Origin of the sequence: Gemmiger sp. An194 (assembly GCF_002160145.1) — a bacterium.
In the GTDB taxonomy this organism is placed as follows: domain Bacteria; phylum Bacillota; class Clostridia; order Oscillospirales; family Ruminococcaceae; genus Allofournierella.
This window is the reverse complement of the sequence record NZ_NFKA01000011.1, coordinates 57,685-73,981: the sequence shown is the minus strand read 5'-3', so window position 1 is coordinate 73,981 and position 16,297 is coordinate 57,685. Positions and strand designations below refer to the sequence as shown.

The following is a 16,297-nucleotide window of genomic DNA, read 5'->3' as shown; positions in this document are numbered from 1 at the left end:
CCGGTGGGAAAATGGCGGTTATCATGAAAACATACTTCCGCCATTTCGCAGACCACGGTGGCCTGCGGAGAAAACAGCAAGGAGGAACGAGAATGAAGCAAACGCAAAACAAGCCCGTATCGCTTTGGCGAACGGGGCTGGGCAGGCGGGCGGTCAGCCTGCTGTGTGCCGGTGCGCTGGCCTTGACCGGGGTGTTGCCCCTGTCGCTGGGGGCCAGAGCGCAGGGCGAACCGCCCCGACTGAACAACCTGATTCTGGACCGGGTGTATGAGCTGCAGCCTGTGAACGGTTACCCGGAAGGTGCAGTGCCGAACGATACCGGCTTTGCACCCCAGGTGACCGACTACACCGGAACCGCTTATGCCTCGGTGGATTCCATCCAGGTGTACCCGTTTGCCGCTTCCGATACCGCGCAGGTAACGGTGAACGGCACAAAACCCAATGACAAGGGCTATGTGGAAATGGACGTTTCCCAGCCCGGTGAGCATCCCTTGAAGGTGCAGGTGAGCGACGGCGGTGCCACCAGTACCTATACTGTAACCGTAAACAAAACCGAGAGCGACTACCGGGGCCGTGTGCCGGTGGTGAAAAACGAAGCAATCAGCAATGCACTTTCGGTTAAAACGGAAGTGGGTGACCAGAACAAGCTGCTGGAGATCCTGAAAAAGGATTACGAGGTAGTCCTGCCGGAAAGCAGCAAGGCAGACGGCAGCTATGTGGACACCAGCGAAAGCTATTGGAAGGTTTCTCCGGATAAACTGCCGGATGCAAACGGAACCAAATCCCCGGTGACGCTGTTTACCGTGGATCTGGGTGCGGTGTACAGTGTCAGCCGTATCCGCGCGGCGTTTGGTCCCTCCAATATGGGCCTGGGCAATAACAAGGCTCGGATCTCGGTAAGTACCGACGGAGAACACTGGCAGACTCCCATCACCAAGGGCAACATGAACACCGGTGTACAGTATCATCAGAATGTGACCCGGTACGAGTTCGGTGTTTCCTACGACGCCCGCTATATCCGGTTTGAGGTCACTCACTGGCAGCGGCCGGAAAAGGAGCTGCGGCTGTACCAGTTCATGATCTTCACCGACTCCGGCACCGTGCCGGAGAAGCAGCCTGCCCCGGAAGGCGGCAGCGTGCCCTATCAGCATGAAGAGCGCCACCAGTATCTGGCCAGCGGTCAGGCGACCGTGGTGGAGCGGGGTCTGCCCATGCTAGGCTGGACCCCCAGCAGCGGTTACGGCCGCGGCACCCCCACCGTGGAGGAGGCCAGACAGTTCGGCTACGACGGCCCGCTGTTCTATGACCCGGACTTTGCCAATGCGGACTACATGCTCTATAACCCGGATTCGCTGTGGGGCATTGCAAAGGCTCCCTTCGGCGGCAATAACATGGGCGGCGCAGGTGATCCCAGAGAGTTTGTGCCCGAGTCCATGAAGCCGTATATCCATAACGCCATCAGCTTCTGCTTCGGTGACGAGGGCGGCTACAGCACCGGCGAAGCCGAGGCCTTCGGCAAGTGGTTTGCCTGGACCCGCCAGCATTACCCCGGCGTGATCCTGCATACCAACCAGTTCCCCAACCAGTGGGGCGAGACCAATGTGAAGGAATACCTGCGCATTGCCCAGCCGGACCTGCTCACCTGGGACGACTACTACGGCGATGCGAGCTGGGCCAATCCCTCCAGCATCAACCTTTCCAACGGGGATGTGCAGAAGAACGCAGCCCGAAAGCTGCTGAATCTGCCCACCTGGGAAAGCTACCGCAAACTGGCTTACGGCGGTGTGGATGGTACCGGAAGCATGCCCATCATGTTTGGCCAGTATCTGGACGCCTTCGCCTTCAACCACTCCCAGTCCAACAAGAATCTGGTGGTAAACACCTCCATTTTGTCCGGTATGAAGTGGCTGAACTTCTTCCGGGTGGAGTACCAGTTTGACCGCAGCTATCTGTGGGATGAGGACGGCACCCCCACCCGCGGCCTGCTGGAATGGGGTCAGCTGATCGACCGCGTTCACGCCATTGACGATCAGCTCACCCGCCTAAACAACGACTGGATCATGTTCAAGGTGGGCCAGATCGGCAGCGAAGACGGTGCGTCGGCCAGCGGCTTCCACCGCGGCAACTTCGACAGTGAGCAGAGCGCAGCCAAGAATCGGGAATTCGGCCTTTCTGCCGTGCAGGTGCAGAGCCTGTCCAAGGCGCATGGCGGCAAAACCGGCGATGTGGTGCTGGGCTACTTCAACACCCTGCCCGGTCTGTACGAGAGCGAGATCGCCGAGCATTTTGCCGGTGCCACCGCACCCAAGGCGTTCATGGTGATGAACGGTCTGGTGGCAGGCACTGCCGAGCGCTACAATCAGTTCAACATCCCCCAGCGTGAGGCGGGCAGCGCCGAGAACACCCGCCAGCAGATCACCCTCACTGCAGATCCGGCTTTTGTGAAGGCCGGCTACACCCTGTACGAGGTACAGAAGGACAACGGCGGCAAGCTGAGCCCGGTTGCTCTGGACGAGAACGGCAGCTTTACCGTTACCCTGGGCGGCGGCGAAGCCAACCTCTATTTCTGGAACACCAACACCACCGCTTCGGCCAGCTCTCAGGCAGAAGGCACTTACGCCTCCTTTGCCTTTGACGGCCACCCCGCCACCTACTGGCAGCCTCAGCAGGCCGCGGAACAGTACACGCTGGAAAACACCTTCGCACAGAGCCAGGTGAGCCAGCTGACCGTGGTGGAAAAGGGAAGTGCCATCCAGACCATGAAGGCGGAATACAAGGATGCCGCCGGTCAGTGGCAGTCTCTGGGCGAGCTGACCAAGAACGAGGGCGTGTGGACCGCTTCTGTTGCTTCTCCCGTGGAGGCAGAGGGCGTCCGGCTCACCGTTTCCAAGGCAGAGGGCCTGCCTGCCATCTATGAAGTGAAGATGGAGCGCACCGAGCTGGACCCCGGCCGGGTGAATACCATCACCGTGAACGATAACACCATGGGCAGCGGCCTGTTCCGTTTTGACTACGACGGGCTGTGGTCCTATCGGGAGACCGAGACCAACGGCAGCAGCATGACCCAGTATCCCCTGGAAAACGACGGCCATTTCTCCAACTGGAGCGGTGCCCGTGCCACCTTCACCTTCTATGGCAATAAGGTGGAGCTGCTGCTGCGGGCAGATCAGGCCGGGAACATCCGTGCGGCCATCACCAAAGAAGGCGAAGAGCCTCAGTGGAAGACCGGCTCCGGCCGCAGCCTGGTGTTCGACAATCTGGAGCAGGGTGTCCACACTCTGACCATTGAAAAACTGAACGACAGCCAGGCGGGTATCGACGGCGCAAAGGTAAGCTATCAGGGCAGCCTGCCGGCTGATATCACCGCACAGAACAGCACCGGTGCCAATGCGGTACAGGAATATCTGGATCAGCGCACCACCGATGCGTCGGCAAAAAATCACTTTGCATATCAGCCGGAGTCCGTGGCATCCAAGCCCATGGGCACTGACAACAATGGCTTCAAACCGGACGGCGACGAGGCAAACGGCTGGGTGCAGCACGTGCAGAATGCCCAGTATCAGAATCTGGGCTTTACCCGCACCACCAAAGAAGATGCGACCTACAGCATTCAGTTCTACGGCACCGGCGTGCAGCTGTATGCAGGCGTTACCCCGCTGGGTGAAGCCGACCCCTCTGCGCAGTACGGCACGCTGACCTTCCAGCTGGATGGCAAGGACGTACAGCCCACCCAGCTGGATGCCTCCAAGCTGGGCAATAACGGAAAAGTGTCCGCCCGCATGTGGGCGGTGTCTGTCCCGGAGGCAAAGCAGAACGAAAACCACCTGCTCACTGTGTCGGTCAAGGGCGGCTACAGCCGCATCGACTATGCCGTTGTGGAGCGCATGTGGGAAAACGAGCCCGGGGCAGAGAGCTTTTCTGTGAGTGTGGCGGCCAGTGAAAACGGCAAGGCTGAGCTGCTTACCGCCGACCGGGTGACCGCCGGCGGCAGCGCGGTGGTCAAGATCACCCCGAATGAGGGGTATCAGGTCTACCGGATCGTGGTGAACGGCGTGGCTCAGAACATCCCGGCGGACGGCCGTCTGGTGCTGACCAATATCCAGGAAAACAAGAATATTCAGATCACCTTCGCCCCGGCGGCTTATCCGATCCAGCTTGCACCCGGCGAGGGTGGCGTGATCGTTCCCTCGGTACTGAAGACCCAGGCAGGCAGCAAGGTAACGGTGAAGACGCAGGCCTTTACCGGCTATCAGCTGCATGCAGATTCGTTGAAAGCCACTGCGGCAGATGGCACGATCGTCCCGCTGGAAGCAGGGGAAGAGGGAGTGCTTTCCTTCGTCATGCCTGCCCAGGCAGTGACTCTGAGCGCGGTCTTTGACGCGCAGCAGTATCCGGTGACCCTGGCCGAAGGCATCACCGGCGGCAGCCTGGAACTTTCGGTACAGGGAACGGCGGCCTATCGCCAGACGGTCACCGTAACGGTACGTCCCCAGGAGGGTAGGCGTCTGGTGAAGGGCAGCCTGAAGGCTCTTCTTGCCGATGGCGGAACGCTGGCCCTGGATGCAGTGGACGGCGAACGGTATGAATTTGTCATGCCTGCTCAGGCGGTGACCCTGCAGGCTGCTTTTGAAGCGGTTCCGGATCACACCGTAACGGTGGAGAGCACCGGTTCCGGTACTGCCCAGGCCACGGCCTCCGGCGTACAGGATGGCGGCTCGATCCAGATCCGGATGCAGCCGGAAGAAGGCAACATCGTAGGAAGCATCGCCGTGAACGGCCAGCCCTGGCCGGTTCCCGCACAGGGCAATGAACTGACCATTGAAAACGTGACCAGCGATCTGGCGGTAGCTGTGGAGTTCGTGAGCGCCGATACCCGGATGCACACCGTTGCCGCAGCCGCAGGCGAAGGCGGTACCGTTGTGCCGGAACGCCAGCTGGTAAAGGACGGCGGCAGCGCTGTTGTGATTCCCAAGGCTCAGACTGGCTACATGGTGGAAGCAGTCAAAGCAGGGGAGCAGAACGCTCAGTATAACGAGACCAACGGCACCTGGCTGCTGAATGGTGTAACTGCCGATCTGGATGTACAGGTAAGCTTTGTAAAGAATCAGTATGCCATCACCTTGACTCAGCCGGAGCATGGTACCCTGTCGGCCTCTGCGTCCGCAGCGGGCCTGGGCGATACCGTCACCGTGACGGTACAGCCGGCCGAGGGCTACCGCTTTGAAGACGGCAGTCTGCGAGTCACCGGAGAGGACGGCGCGCAGCAGAGCGTGACCGCTCAGGAGGCAGGCAAGAGCTATTCCTTCCGCATGCCCGGTCAGGCGGTGCAGGTGACCGGTACCTTCGTACAGGTGGAAGCGCCCGCGCCCAGTCCGGACCCGAATCCGGACCCGGAACCCACTGCGAAGCCCCAGCCCAGCCCGGCCCCCACACAGGCGCCGGATCAGAATCCCCGCCCGGACCCCACCGCGGCACCTGCTCCTGCGCCCACTGCCGCGCCTACGGCAGCTCCCGCACCCACGGCGGTCCCCCCGGTGAACACATCGAATACGGAGAAGAAGCCCGTGAAGGCGACTCCCGCCCCGGAAAGTGAGAGCCAGTCGGAGCAGAGCGATGCAGTCACCCCCACCGCTGCGCCCACTCCTTCTCCGGAAAACAGCACCGCACAGTCGGATTCCAGCGCCTCTTCTGTTCCTGTGACCGAAGCGAACGCCAACAAAAATCCCATGCCGGTTATTCTGGTGGCGGGTGGAGCAGTGCTACTGGCCGCAGTGCTCGGAATCGTTCTCTGGAAGATGAAAGCAAATCGTGAAGAGTAATTGATCCAATTGCGGTAAATAAACACTAAAAAACACCTCTGTGTCATTGGCACAGAGGTGTTTTTGTCGTATAAATTTAATCTGCAAAGCAGGAGGATGCAGAGTCAAGATCTTTCGGAAGCGTGAGCCGGGCCAGCAGCCGCTGTCCGTCGTAGTTGAAGTAGCGCAGCCCGCCCTGATCGCCGAAGCGCAGCATCAGCCGCTCATTCACATTGCGGATGCCAAAGCCGTGCGTCACCTTGAGGGGAACGTCCTGATAATCCAGATAGGCATTCAGTAGTTCTGCATCTGCGCCGCAGCCGGTATCGGTGACTTCAATAATGTGCATGCCATTTTCCTCCCGGGCACTGATCCGGATGATAATGCCTGGATCCTGCCGGGTGATGCCATGGCGGATGGAATTTTCCACCAGAGGCTGCAGGGTGAATTTTGGAATGACCACCTGAGAAGGCGACAGGCCGGGCAGGATCTCCAGGCGAATGTCCTGCCGGAAACGAAGTACGTACACCGAGATGTATTCCCGGATGTTGTCCAGCTCGGTGGAGATCGTAACCATCCGGTCCGGCTCTGTGATGCTGTAGCGCATCAGGCTTGCGATGGAATCCACGGTGGCGGCGATGTCATCCTCTTCCCGTTCCAGCGCCATATAGTTCACCGCGTTCATGGCGTTGAGCATGAAGTGGGGGTTGATCTGGGCCTGCAAGGCTCGCAGTTCGCTTTCTCTGCGCATGTTTTCCTTGGTGGTGAGCTCCTGGATCAGTGTGTTGACACGATCGATCAGGTTGCCGAAGCTGCGACTGAGCTGTTGGATCTCCCGTGGACCGCGGATGGAAGAAGCGTCCCACTGCACGCCGCGGGTATCCTGAATGGCTTCGATTTTTTTTGTGAGCTGCACTACCGGACGGGAAATGCTGGCCGAAAGGACCAGCGATAATAAGATTCCCAGAACGACGAAAGCGATGGAGCACAAAAGATAGGGGAACATCATTACCCATACCTGTGTGATGATGTCCTGATAAGGGGTCAGGAATACCAGCTGCAGTCCCCATTGCAATTCCTGCGAAGTACACAGATACTGCTCGTTCTCGATCTCCAACAGGGAGCTGACCGAGTTTGGGATCAGCAGAGTTTCAGAGATGTCCAGCTCGCTCAGATTGGGGCTGCGGAATACCTGGGTCCCCTGGTCGTTCAGCAGCAGAAAGCCACTGTTTTCGGTTACCGGAACCAGCGAGAGCAGGTGCGGCAGTTGGGTCACTGGCAGGCTGCCACGCAGCACGCCCACACCATCCGGCAGGTGCGCGCCGGTGAAGGTGCTGCTTTGCAGCCGGCAGGCAAAGCACAGCCGTGTCTGATCCTCACTCAGAAAGATGTGCTGCCCGCTGCGGCGGCTCAGGGCCGCCTGATACCAATCTTCGTCGGCAACAGTGGCACCGCTGAATACCCGGCTCACATTGGGAATGGTATTGGAGGGCAGAAACAGCTGGCTGACCTCCAGCTCCGGATTCACGAACAGCTCGGTCTTGAAGCCGTTGTTCAGCAAAAGTGCTACGGCATTCAGCTGGTAGGAAAGGCGGCTGTTCAGATTGAATTTGGTGTTCAGGTCCTGCAGTTCATCCTGGCCGATCTTTCGGCTGAGCAGCTCGCCCAGCTGCTGGTCGCTGGTATATTGGTAAACCAACTGATCCACCGCCTGGGTAAAGATGCCGCTCAGCCGCACATTGGCCTTGATCACCGCCTCCTGGGAAGTGATCAGCTGCCGGGCGATGGAGTACCGGAACAGCAGATAAGTCGCGCCGTTCAGCGTGAGCAGAATGGCTGAGATGATGCAGCAGACAATCAGAAATGTGCGCTTTTTGATGCTCATGGCATGGCCTCCCCGCTGGCGTTGCTCGGGCATCCGGCATACAGGTTGCGGAACTCGCTGGGAGTCATGCAGGTGTGCTTTTTAAAGAACTTGGCAAAATAGCGGGGATCATCGTAACCGGAAGAGAAGCACACATCCTTGATGGGGATGGAGGCGTCCCGCAAAAGGGCCTGGGCCCGCTCCAGCCGCCGGGCGGAAAGATAGTTGCTGATGTTCTGGCCGGTGGCATTTTTGAAAACCGTGCTCAGGTAGGACAGGGAAAGATGCAGCGTATCCGCCAGATTGGAGATGTTGAAGTTGGAATCGGAGTAGTTGTCCTGAATGGCCTGCAGACAATAGGAGACAATGGGGTTTGCATACTCGCTCTTGCGATTTTCCGCGTATTCCATCAGATCGTAATATTGGGTAGCCAGGTAGGCCAGGCGTTCCTGCTGGGTGGTGAGCTTCCAGTATTCCTCCATGGCCTTCTGACGCATGGCGTCCAGGCTGGCCCGGTCCTTGCCCAGCTCCTCCTGATATAAGAAGAGGTAATTCAGCAGCTGGATGCCCAGCACGTCCCGCCGGTCCGAGAGAGAACGGAACACATCGTTGCTGATGAGCAATTCACCCATAGCGGCCATATCTCCTTTATGAAGCGCCTGACTCACCTGAGTGCGCAGGGCTTCATCGCAGGCATACCAGGGCGGCACATCCGCCGTGAGCTCGGCGCTGATCGCTGCAAGCCGTTCCTCCAGGCTGTTCAGCTTTGCCCGGGTAATGGGCTTCAGAATATAATCCGTCACCTGATATTGCAAAGCCCGCTGGGCGTATTCAAATTCACCGTGGCCGCTGATCAGGATCATGCGGGTGTTCGGGCAATGCTCATACAGATAGCGGGCTAGATCCAGACCGTCCATGCCGGGCATGCGGATATCGGAAATGACCACATCCGGATGATGCTCCTCAAGCAGGGTTACCGCTTCATCACCGCTGGTGGCACAGCCCATCAGCTGGCCGCCGAACCGGTCCCAGTGCAGCATACGGGAAATTCCGTCCAGGGCCATGCGGTCATCGTCCACAAGAATGATCTTCATAAAGAGGTGCTCCTTTCAGATAGGAAGGGGAACAAATGCAAAAGAACTGTTCTCCAGTATAGCACACTTTTTGCCTGCGTGGTTGTAGATGTTGCAAAAAAATATAAGACAAAGAGAACTTTTCTTGTGGAACCGGCTATGCCTAAAAAAAGTGCACCCCACTTAAAATTAGTATCGTTGTTGGCGAACAGGGCGGCGTTTATAATTAAGGCAGACGGAAAACAAGGCCACTGTGCCGCAAGGAGGAAACGCAATGAAACAATCGGCAAAGTACGCCGGCGGAGCGTACAACAAGGCTGGCTTTTTAAAAACCTTCAAAAAGAATCTTCCGCTCACGCTGATGGCGCTGCCCGCGTTGATCGTGATGTTCCTGTTCCGGTATCTGCCCATGTCCGGCCTGCTGCTGGCCTTCAAGCGATTCAGTGTTCGCAAGGGCATCTTCGGCAGCGACTGGGTGGGACTGAACAACTTCAAGTTCCTGTTCCAGACCTCTGATGCCTGGGTCATCACCCGAAACACCATCTGCTACAACGTGCTGTTCATTCTGATGGACCTGATCCTGGCGGTGGCCATGGCGATTGGTCTCAGCGAGCTGCTTCGCAAGCGGCGGGCCAAGATTTACCAGACCATCTTCATGGCGCCGTACTTCCTGTCCTGGGTGGTTGTTTCCTTCATGGCCTTCTCGCTGTTCAGCGTGGACGATGGCCTGTTTAACCACCTGCTGGCCTACTTCGGCTTCCAGGGCGTGGACTGGTACTCCGAGCCGGGCAAATGGCCCTTCATCCTCACCTTCTTCCAGATCTGGAAGACCATCGGCTACTCCACGGTCATGTACATCAGCAGTCTGACCGGCATCTCCAACGACTACTACGAGGCAGCCATCATCGACGGCGCAACCAAATGGCAGCAGATCAAGCGGATTACGCTGCCTTGCCTGAAGCCCATGATGATCGTACTTACCATCCTGGCCATCGGCCGCATCTTCTACGCGGACTTCGGTCTGTTCTTCCAGCTGCCCCGCAACTCCGGCCCCCTGTACCCGGCAACTCAGGTCATCGACACCTACGTATATCGGGCCCTGAAGGAAACCGGCAACGTGGGTATGGCGGCAGCTGCAAGCCTGTACCAGTCCATCGTGGGCTTTGTGATGGTGGTGGGCGCCAACCTGGTGGTGCGCCGCATCGAGCCGGACAGCGCCCTGTTCTAATGGTCTAAGGGAGGAAAGCAACCGATGAAACTCTTCAAAAAAGTATCGGAGATGCCGAGCGATGAACTGTCCATCAACCGCATCTCCAAAAAGACAAATGCAGTGCTGAACCTGGTGTTTTTGCTCTGGTCTCTGGCCTGCGTGCTGCCGCTGGCACTGGTGGTCGTTGTGTCCTTCAGCAGCGAACAAAGCATCTTCCAGAATGGCTACAGCTTTTTCCCCAGTGAATGGAGTCTGGATGCCTACCGCTTTTTCTTTAAACTGGGCGATCAGCTGATCCGCTCCTACGGCATCACCATATTTGTGACCGTGGTAGGCACCCTGTTCAGCCTGGCTATCACCGCCATGTTCGCCTATGTGCTCAGCCGCAGCGACTATGCCTACAACCGGGTATTCACGCTGCTCATGCTCTTCACCATGCTGTTTAACGGCGGCATCGTGGCCACCTACATGGTGAACACCCAGATGCTGGGTCTGGGCAACAGCGTGTGGGCACTGATCCTTCCCATGTCGCTGAATGCCTTCTATGTGATTGTGCTCCGCACCTTCTATAAGAGCATCCCGCTGGAAATCATCGAAGCCGCCCGCATCGACGGTGCCGGTGAATTCAAAACCTTCTTTAGCATCGTGCTGCCCCTTTCCAAGCCCGGTCTTGCCACCATCGGCATGTTCACCACCATCGCCTACTGGAACGACTGGTTCCTCGGCATGCTGTACATCGTGGACCAGAAAAAGTACCCGGTGCAGACCCTGCTGTGGAGCATGCAGAACAGCCTGGAATTTATGAAGCAGTCCTCGGCCAACGCTTTGGAATATGCCGAAATGGCAGCCAATGCTCCCACCGACAGCGGCCGTATGGCACTCACTGTTCTGGTGGTGCTGCCCATCCTGCTGGCCTACCCCTTCTTCCAGAAGTACTTCGTAAAGGGTCTGACCGTGGGCGGCGTAAAAGGCTGACCGCATCGCAATAAAATATGGAACGACCGCGTTTTCCAAGCAGGAAAATGCGTTGATAGAATCAATTTTCAAGGAGGAACATTATGAAAAACATCTCCAAGCGCGCTGCGGCGCTGGCCATGACCGCAGCCATGACTGCCGGCCTTCTGACCGGCTGTGGCGGCGCAGGCTCCGCTTCCGGCAGCGCGGCTTCCGGCGGCGACGACGTGACCACCCTGACCTGGTACATGTCCATCAACCCCGTTGCGGCAGATACCGAAAAGGTGATCGCCAAGCTGAATGAGTACACCCGCGAGAAGATCGGCGTGGAGATCGACTACAAGGTCATCGCCAACCCGGACTACAAGGAGAAGATGCCCAACCTGATCAACGCAGGTGAGTACTTCGACATCTGCTTCACCTCCAACTGGACCACCGACTACCTGCAGTTTACCGGCAAGGATGCCTTCCTGGACATCACCGAGCTGCTGCCCCAGTACGCCAAGGAGACCTACGACTTCATTCCCGAAGCGGTTTGGGATGCCGTTAAGGTAAACGGTTCCATCTACGGCGTGCCCTCCTACAAGGAGATGGGCTGGCAGGGTGGCATCGTGTACAACAGCGATATGGCCGAGGCCTATGGCATCGACATGAGCGCCGTCAAGACCCTGGAGGACTACACCAAGGTGCTGGAGGTCGTGGCCGAGAAGTCCAAGGCCGAAGGCAAGAACGTGGTGGGCGTTTCCGGCCTGACCAACGCCTGGCCCATGGCTGCCCCCTACGAGTCTCTGACCGGCAACCCCAAGCTGCCTGCCGCTGCTGCTGTGCCTGAGTTCGGCAACTTCCAGGATGTGGCCAGCCAGACCGTATTCAACCAGTACGCCAGCGAAGAGTACATGGACTACTGCCAGACCGTTCGCGGCTGGAACAAGGCCGGCTACCTGGGCGGTGACCCCGTGAACTACGACAGCGACATCGCCAACCGTGACAACGACTTCAACAACGGCGCACTGTTCTCCTACTTCATCCAGTATGCTCCCGGCACCTCCGAGTCCATGAGCGCTTCCAGCGGCCACGGCGTTGGTTTTGTTGCCCTGATGGACCCCCTGTTCGAGACCCGCAGCGCCATGGGCGGCCTGCTGGCCATCTCTTCCGCCAGTGAGCATCCCGACAAGGCTCTGGAGTTCATCAACCTGCTGAATACCGATGAATACGTGGGCACCCTGATCCGCCACGGTATCGAGGGCGAGCACTACACCGCAGTGGGCGACAAGCAGGTGGACAAGACCATGGGCGGCACCCTGACCGAAAACGGCTACGACTACACCTACGGCTGGCAGTTCGGCACTCCCTTCAACCAGAAGTGGGATATCAGCTACCCCGATAACATCGAGCAGCTGTTCCAGGACTACAACAACTCCGCTCTGATCTCTCCCAACAACGGCTTCACCTTTGACGCAGTGCCTGTGGAAACTCAGGTTGCGGCTCTCACCAACGTGATCGCCGAGTACACCCCCTCTCTGGAGACCGGCTCTGTGGACCCCGCTGAGTACATTCCCAAGTTCCTGGAGGCCATGCAGGCCAACGGTGTGGACGATCTGATGAAAGAGGTCGAGAACCAGCTGACCACCTTCAAGTCCGCAAAATAAACATGTTTGCATCCGGGCTGGCGAGGCACAGCCGAGCCAGCGCACGCAGAAAAAAGGCCGGCAGCCCCGAAGCGGGGCTGCCGGCTTCTTTTTGAAATGAGGCAGAATTTCATGAAAAAAAGACCCAATCTTCTGTTTATTCTCACCGACGACCAGGGCGCCTGGGCCATGCACTGCGCAGGCAATGCGGACATCCAGACCCCCAATCTGGACCGGTTGGCCGCACAGGGCACCCGGTTCGATAACTTCTTCTGCGCCTCCCCGGTGTGCAGCCCGGCCCGCGCTTCCATCCTCACCGGCCGCATACCTTCCCAGCACGGCGTGCACGACTGGATTCGCAGCGGCAGCCTGGATAAAAAGGCCCTGGGGGAACATGCGGACCATACTTATTTTGCCAGCGAGGATGTGCCCATTCAGTATCTGCAGGGGCTCACCACCTATCCGGATCTGCTGGCTCAGAACGGCTACACCTGCGCACTGGCGGGTAAGTGGCATCTGGGCGACAGCATGCAGCCCCAGCACGGCTTCTCCCATTGGTACACCATCGGCCGGGGCGGCTGCCTTTACAATCAGGCAGACGTGATCGAGGACGGTAAGCTGCATTTTGAAAGCCGCTACATCACCGATCTGATCACCGAGCACGCGCTGGATTACCTGGACGCCTTCGCCGGGAAGGAAAACCCCTTCTATGTGAGCGTGCATTACACCGCCCCCCACGATCCCTGGGACGAGGACCAGCACCCGGCGGAGTATATCGATCTGTATCGGGACTGTGAATTCACCGCAACGCCGGATGAACCCCTTCATCCGAACCGCATTCCCACCGCTCCCGGCGGTACCGGCGAGGAGCGCAAGCGGCTGCTGCGGGGTTACTACGCGGCGGTGAGTGCCATGGATGCCGGTGTGGGCCGTCTTCTGGATAAGCTGGAGCAGCTGGGCATCGCGGAAGACACCCTGGTGATCTTCACCGCCGACAACGGCATGAATATGGGCCATCACGGCATCTGGGGCAAGGGCAACGGTACCTTCCCGTTCAACCTGTTTGATACCGCGGTGAAGGTGCCCTTCATTGCCCGCTGGCCGGGCCATATTCTGGCAGACCGGGTAACTCCCAGCATGTGCAGCCATTACGATATCATCCAGACCCTGAACGAACTGCTGGATCTGGGTGCACAGCTGCCGGAGGATCTGCCGGGTCACAGCTTTGCCAACGTGCTGGAACAGGGAGAGGACACCGACAACCATGTGGTGATTCTGGACGAGTACGGCAACAGCCGGATGATCCGCAATCAGGAATGGAAGTACATCCACCGGTATCCCTATGGCCCCCACGAGCTGTATCACCTGACCACGGACCCGGGCGAGAAGGAAAACCTGGTGGACAAACCGGAATACGCCCCCATCCGGGAGCAGCTGCTGAGCCAGCTGCAGAACTGGTACTACACCTATGCGGACCCGGCCATGGACGGCAGCAGGGAAGCGGTGACCGGCTTCGGCCAGATGCGCCGCCCCGGCATCTACTCTGAGGGCAAGCCGGTTTACGAGAGCAGCCCCAAATATCAGAAATAATCCCCAGAAATTCATAGAGAAACGAGGAACCCACAATGGAACTGCAGGTTTTGAAAGAACAGATTTGTGATGTCTGCCACAAGATGTGGCAGCTGGGCTGGGTTGCCGCCAACGACGGCAATGTGTCCGCCCGTCTGGAGGACGGCACCTTCCTGTGCACCCCCACCGGTATGAGCAAGAGCTTCATCACTCCGGAAAAGCTCATCCGCATCAATGCGAAGGGCGAGGTACTGGAAGGCGCCGAGGGCCTGCGCCCCTCCAGTGAGATCAAGATGCATCTGCGCTGCTATGAAAAGCGCCCGGATATCTGGAGCGTGATCCATGCCCATCCTCCCGGTGCCACCGGCTTTGCCGTGGCCCACAAGGCGATGGACATGTACAACATGATCGAGGATGTGGCGGTGATCGGCAGCGTTCCTCTGACCCCCTACGGCACCCCCAGCACCACCGAGGTGCCGGACGCCATCGAGCCCTATCTGGAAGAGCATGATGTGATGCTGCTGGAAAACCATGGCGCACTGGCCGTGGGCAGCGACATCATCACCGCCTTCTACCGGATGGAAAGCCTGGAGCTGTGGGCCAAGATCACCATCAACGCGGTGATCCTGGGCGGCAGCATCGACATCAGCCGGGAGAACATCCAGAAGCTGATCGACCTGCGCGGTTTCTATCAGGTGACCGGCCGTCACCCCGGCTACAAGAAATTCGACAACGGCCTGCGCTGACCGGGAAAGGAAACGCCCATGAAACGAGTTCTGGCCTTTGATTTCGGCGCATCCAGCGGGCGGGCCATTCTGGCACAATACAGCGATGGAACACTGACCTACCGGGAAGTGCACCGCTTTGAAAACCGTCCCCGGGAAACAGACGGCCATTTCCGCTGGGATTTTGCCGACCTGATGGAAAATGTGCACAAGGGCATTGAAAAGGCAGGCGAGTTCGACAGCATCGGTTTCGACACCTGGGGCGTGGACTTCGGCCTGCTGGACGAAAACGGCAAGCTGCTGGGTGACCCGGTCCATTACCGGGATGGCCGCACCACAGGTATGGTGGAGCAGGCCGAGAAGATCATGCCGCAGGCGGAGCTCTACGGGGCCACCGGCAGTCAGATCATGGCCATCAACACGCTGTTCCAGCTGCTGGCGCTGCAAAAGGAGCAGCCGGAGCTGCTGAAACAGGCCAAACGACTGCTGTTTATGCCGGATCTGTTCGCCCACGCCTTGTGCGGGAGCGAAGTCTGTGAGACCACCATCGCCTCCACCAGCCAGATGCTGGATGCCAAGAGCGGCGGCTGGAGCAAGCCGGTGCTGGAGGCATTCAATATCCCCGAGCACCTGCTGGCTCCGCTGGTGCCCAGCGGCAGCGTGGTGGGGGAATACAAGGGCGCCAAGGTCATCGCGGTGGCTGGGCACGATACCCAGTGCGCGGTGGCGGCCATGCCTGACCCGCAGCCCGGCGCGGCCTTCCTCTCCTGCGGCACCTGGAGCCTGATCGGCTGCGAGTTGGACGGGCCGGTGCTCACCGAGCAAAGCCGGGAGCTGGCCCTCTCCAACGAGCGGGGAGCAAACGGCAAGGTCAACTATCTGAAAAACATCATCGGTCTGTGGCTCATTCAGGAAAGCCGCCGTCAGTGGCAGCGGGAGGGAATGGACTACTCCTTTGCCCAGCTGGCTCAGATGGCCCTGGAAGCCGAGCCGCTGCAAAGCTTTATCGACCCGGACGCGCCCGAATTTACCCCGCCCGGCGATATCCCCGCCCGGGTGCGGGAGTTCTGCCGCCGCACCGGTCAGCCGGTGCCGGAAACGGTGGGCCAGGTGATGTGCTGTGTGTACCAGAGTCTTGCTCTCAAGTACCGTTTCGCGCTGGAGCAGCTGAGCCGTTCCACCGGCCAGACCTTCACTGCCCTGCACATCATGGGCGGCGGCGCACAGGCCCGGCTTCTCTGCCAGATGACGGCCAACAGTCTGGGACTGCCGGTGATCACCGGGCCCATCGAAGCCACTGCGCTGGGCAATATTCTCATCCAGCTTGTGGCTCTGGGTGAACTGAAAAATCTGGACGAGGGCCGGGCCCTCATTGCCCGCACCGAGCCGGTGCAGCGGTATCAGCCGGAGGATACGGCGCTCTGGAACAGCGCCTTTGAACGCTACAAAACCATTTTGAAAGAATCCTGAACGGAG

The 16,297-nt window shown here is 58.9% G+C and carries 9 protein-coding genes; 7 read left to right on the top strand and 2 right to left on the bottom strand.

Annotated elements, in window-relative coordinates; translation table 11 throughout:
• Window positions 1-92: 92 nt before the first annotated feature.
• Entirely contained in the window at window positions 93-5,819 is a 5,727-nt protein-coding gene (locus B5F28_RS14890; RefSeq protein WP_158097555.1) for an InlB B-repeat-containing protein, read from the top strand.
• A gap of 76 nt (window positions 5,820-5,895) precedes the next feature.
• Here B5F28_RS14890 and B5F28_RS08505 read toward each other — a convergent pair whose 3' ends face one another.
• Both B5F28_RS08505 and B5F28_RS08500 read right to left on the bottom strand, forming a co-directional pair.
• Window positions 5,896-7,683, bottom strand: coding sequence for a sensor histidine kinase (locus B5F28_RS08505; RefSeq protein WP_158097554.1), 1,788 nt, complete (start codon window positions 7,681-7,683; stop codon window positions 5,896-5,898).
• On the bottom strand, window positions 7,680-8,756 hold the full coding sequence (locus tag B5F28_RS08500) for a response regulator transcription factor (RefSeq protein WP_087295220.1): 1,077 nt from the start codon (window positions 8,754-8,756) through the stop codon (window positions 7,680-7,682). The genes B5F28_RS08505 and B5F28_RS08500 overlap by 4 nt, the downstream gene beginning before the upstream one ends.
• A gap of 253 nt (window positions 8,757-9,009) precedes the next feature.
• On the opposite strand from B5F28_RS08500, the gene B5F28_RS08495 reads away from it, so the two are divergent.
• The 6 genes from B5F28_RS08495 to B5F28_RS08470 all read left to right on the top strand — a co-directional run bounded on the left by B5F28_RS08495 (window position 9,010) and on the right by B5F28_RS08470 (window position 16,291).
• Window positions 9,010-9,963 carry an ABC transporter permease gene (locus tag B5F28_RS08495; RefSeq protein ID WP_087295218.1) on the top strand — a complete coding sequence of 318 codons (954 nt, stop codon included), beginning with the start codon at window positions 9,010-9,012 and terminating at the stop codon, window positions 9,961-9,963.
• 51 nt (window positions 9,964-10,014) lie between these two features.
• Complete coding sequence (locus tag B5F28_RS08490) at window positions 10,015-10,920, top strand: carbohydrate ABC transporter permease (RefSeq protein ID WP_087295265.1); 906 nt, start codon at window positions 10,015-10,017, stop codon at window positions 10,918-10,920.
• An 83-nt stretch (window positions 10,921-11,003) separates the two neighbouring features.
• Window positions 11,004-12,548, top strand: coding sequence for an ABC transporter substrate-binding protein (locus B5F28_RS08485; RefSeq protein ID WP_247643441.1), 1,545 nt, complete (start codon window positions 11,004-11,006; stop codon window positions 12,546-12,548).
• 111 nt (window positions 12,549-12,659) lie between these two features.
• Window positions 12,660-14,117, top strand: a complete 1,458-nt coding sequence (locus B5F28_RS08480) for a sulfatase family protein (RefSeq protein WP_087295216.1) — start codon at window positions 12,660-12,662, stop codon at window positions 14,115-14,117.
• Window positions 14,118-14,152: 35 nt separating this feature from the next.
• A complete protein-coding gene (locus tag B5F28_RS08475) occupies window positions 14,153-14,842 on the top strand; it encodes a class II aldolase/adducin family protein (protein ID WP_087295214.1) in 690 nt (229 codons plus the stop codon).
• A gap of 18 nt (window positions 14,843-14,860) precedes the next feature.
• Entirely contained in the window at window positions 14,861-16,291 is a 1,431-nt protein-coding gene (locus B5F28_RS08470; RefSeq protein ID WP_087295212.1) for a rhamnulokinase, read from the top strand.
• Window positions 16,292-16,297: the final 6 nt, after the last annotated feature.

Bases quoted from the DNA above. Each gene is read 5' to 3' on its own strand.
- B5F28_RS14890 (WP_158097555.1), top strand. From the start codon at position 93: ATGAAGCAAACGCAAAACAAGCCCGTATCGCTTTGGCGAACGGGGCTG.
- B5F28_RS08475 (WP_087295214.1), top strand. From the start codon at position 14,153: ATGGAACTGCAGGTTTTGAAAGAACAGATTTGTGATGTCTGCCACAAG.
- B5F28_RS08490 (WP_087295265.1), top strand. From the start codon at position 10,015: ATGCCGAGCGATGAACTGTCCATCAACCGCATCTCCAAAAAGACAAAT.
- B5F28_RS08495 (WP_087295218.1), top strand. From the start codon at position 9,010: ATGAAACAATCGGCAAAGTACGCCGGCGGAGCGTACAACAAGGCTGGC.
- B5F28_RS08485 (WP_247643441.1), top strand. From the start codon at position 11,004: ATGAAAAACATCTCCAAGCGCGCTGCGGCGCTGGCCATGACCGCAGCC.
- B5F28_RS08480 (WP_087295216.1), top strand. From the start codon at position 12,660: ATGAAAAAAAGACCCAATCTTCTGTTTATTCTCACCGACGACCAGGGC.
- B5F28_RS08505 (WP_158097554.1), bottom strand. From the start codon at position 7,683: ATGAGCATCAAAAAGCGCACATTTCTGATTGTCTGCTGCATCATCTCA.
- B5F28_RS08470 (WP_087295212.1), top strand. From the start codon at position 14,861: ATGAAACGAGTTCTGGCCTTTGATTTCGGCGCATCCAGCGGGCGGGCC.
- B5F28_RS08500 (WP_087295220.1), bottom strand. From the start codon at position 8,756: ATGAAGATCATTCTTGTGGACGATGACCGCATGGCCCTGGACGGAATT.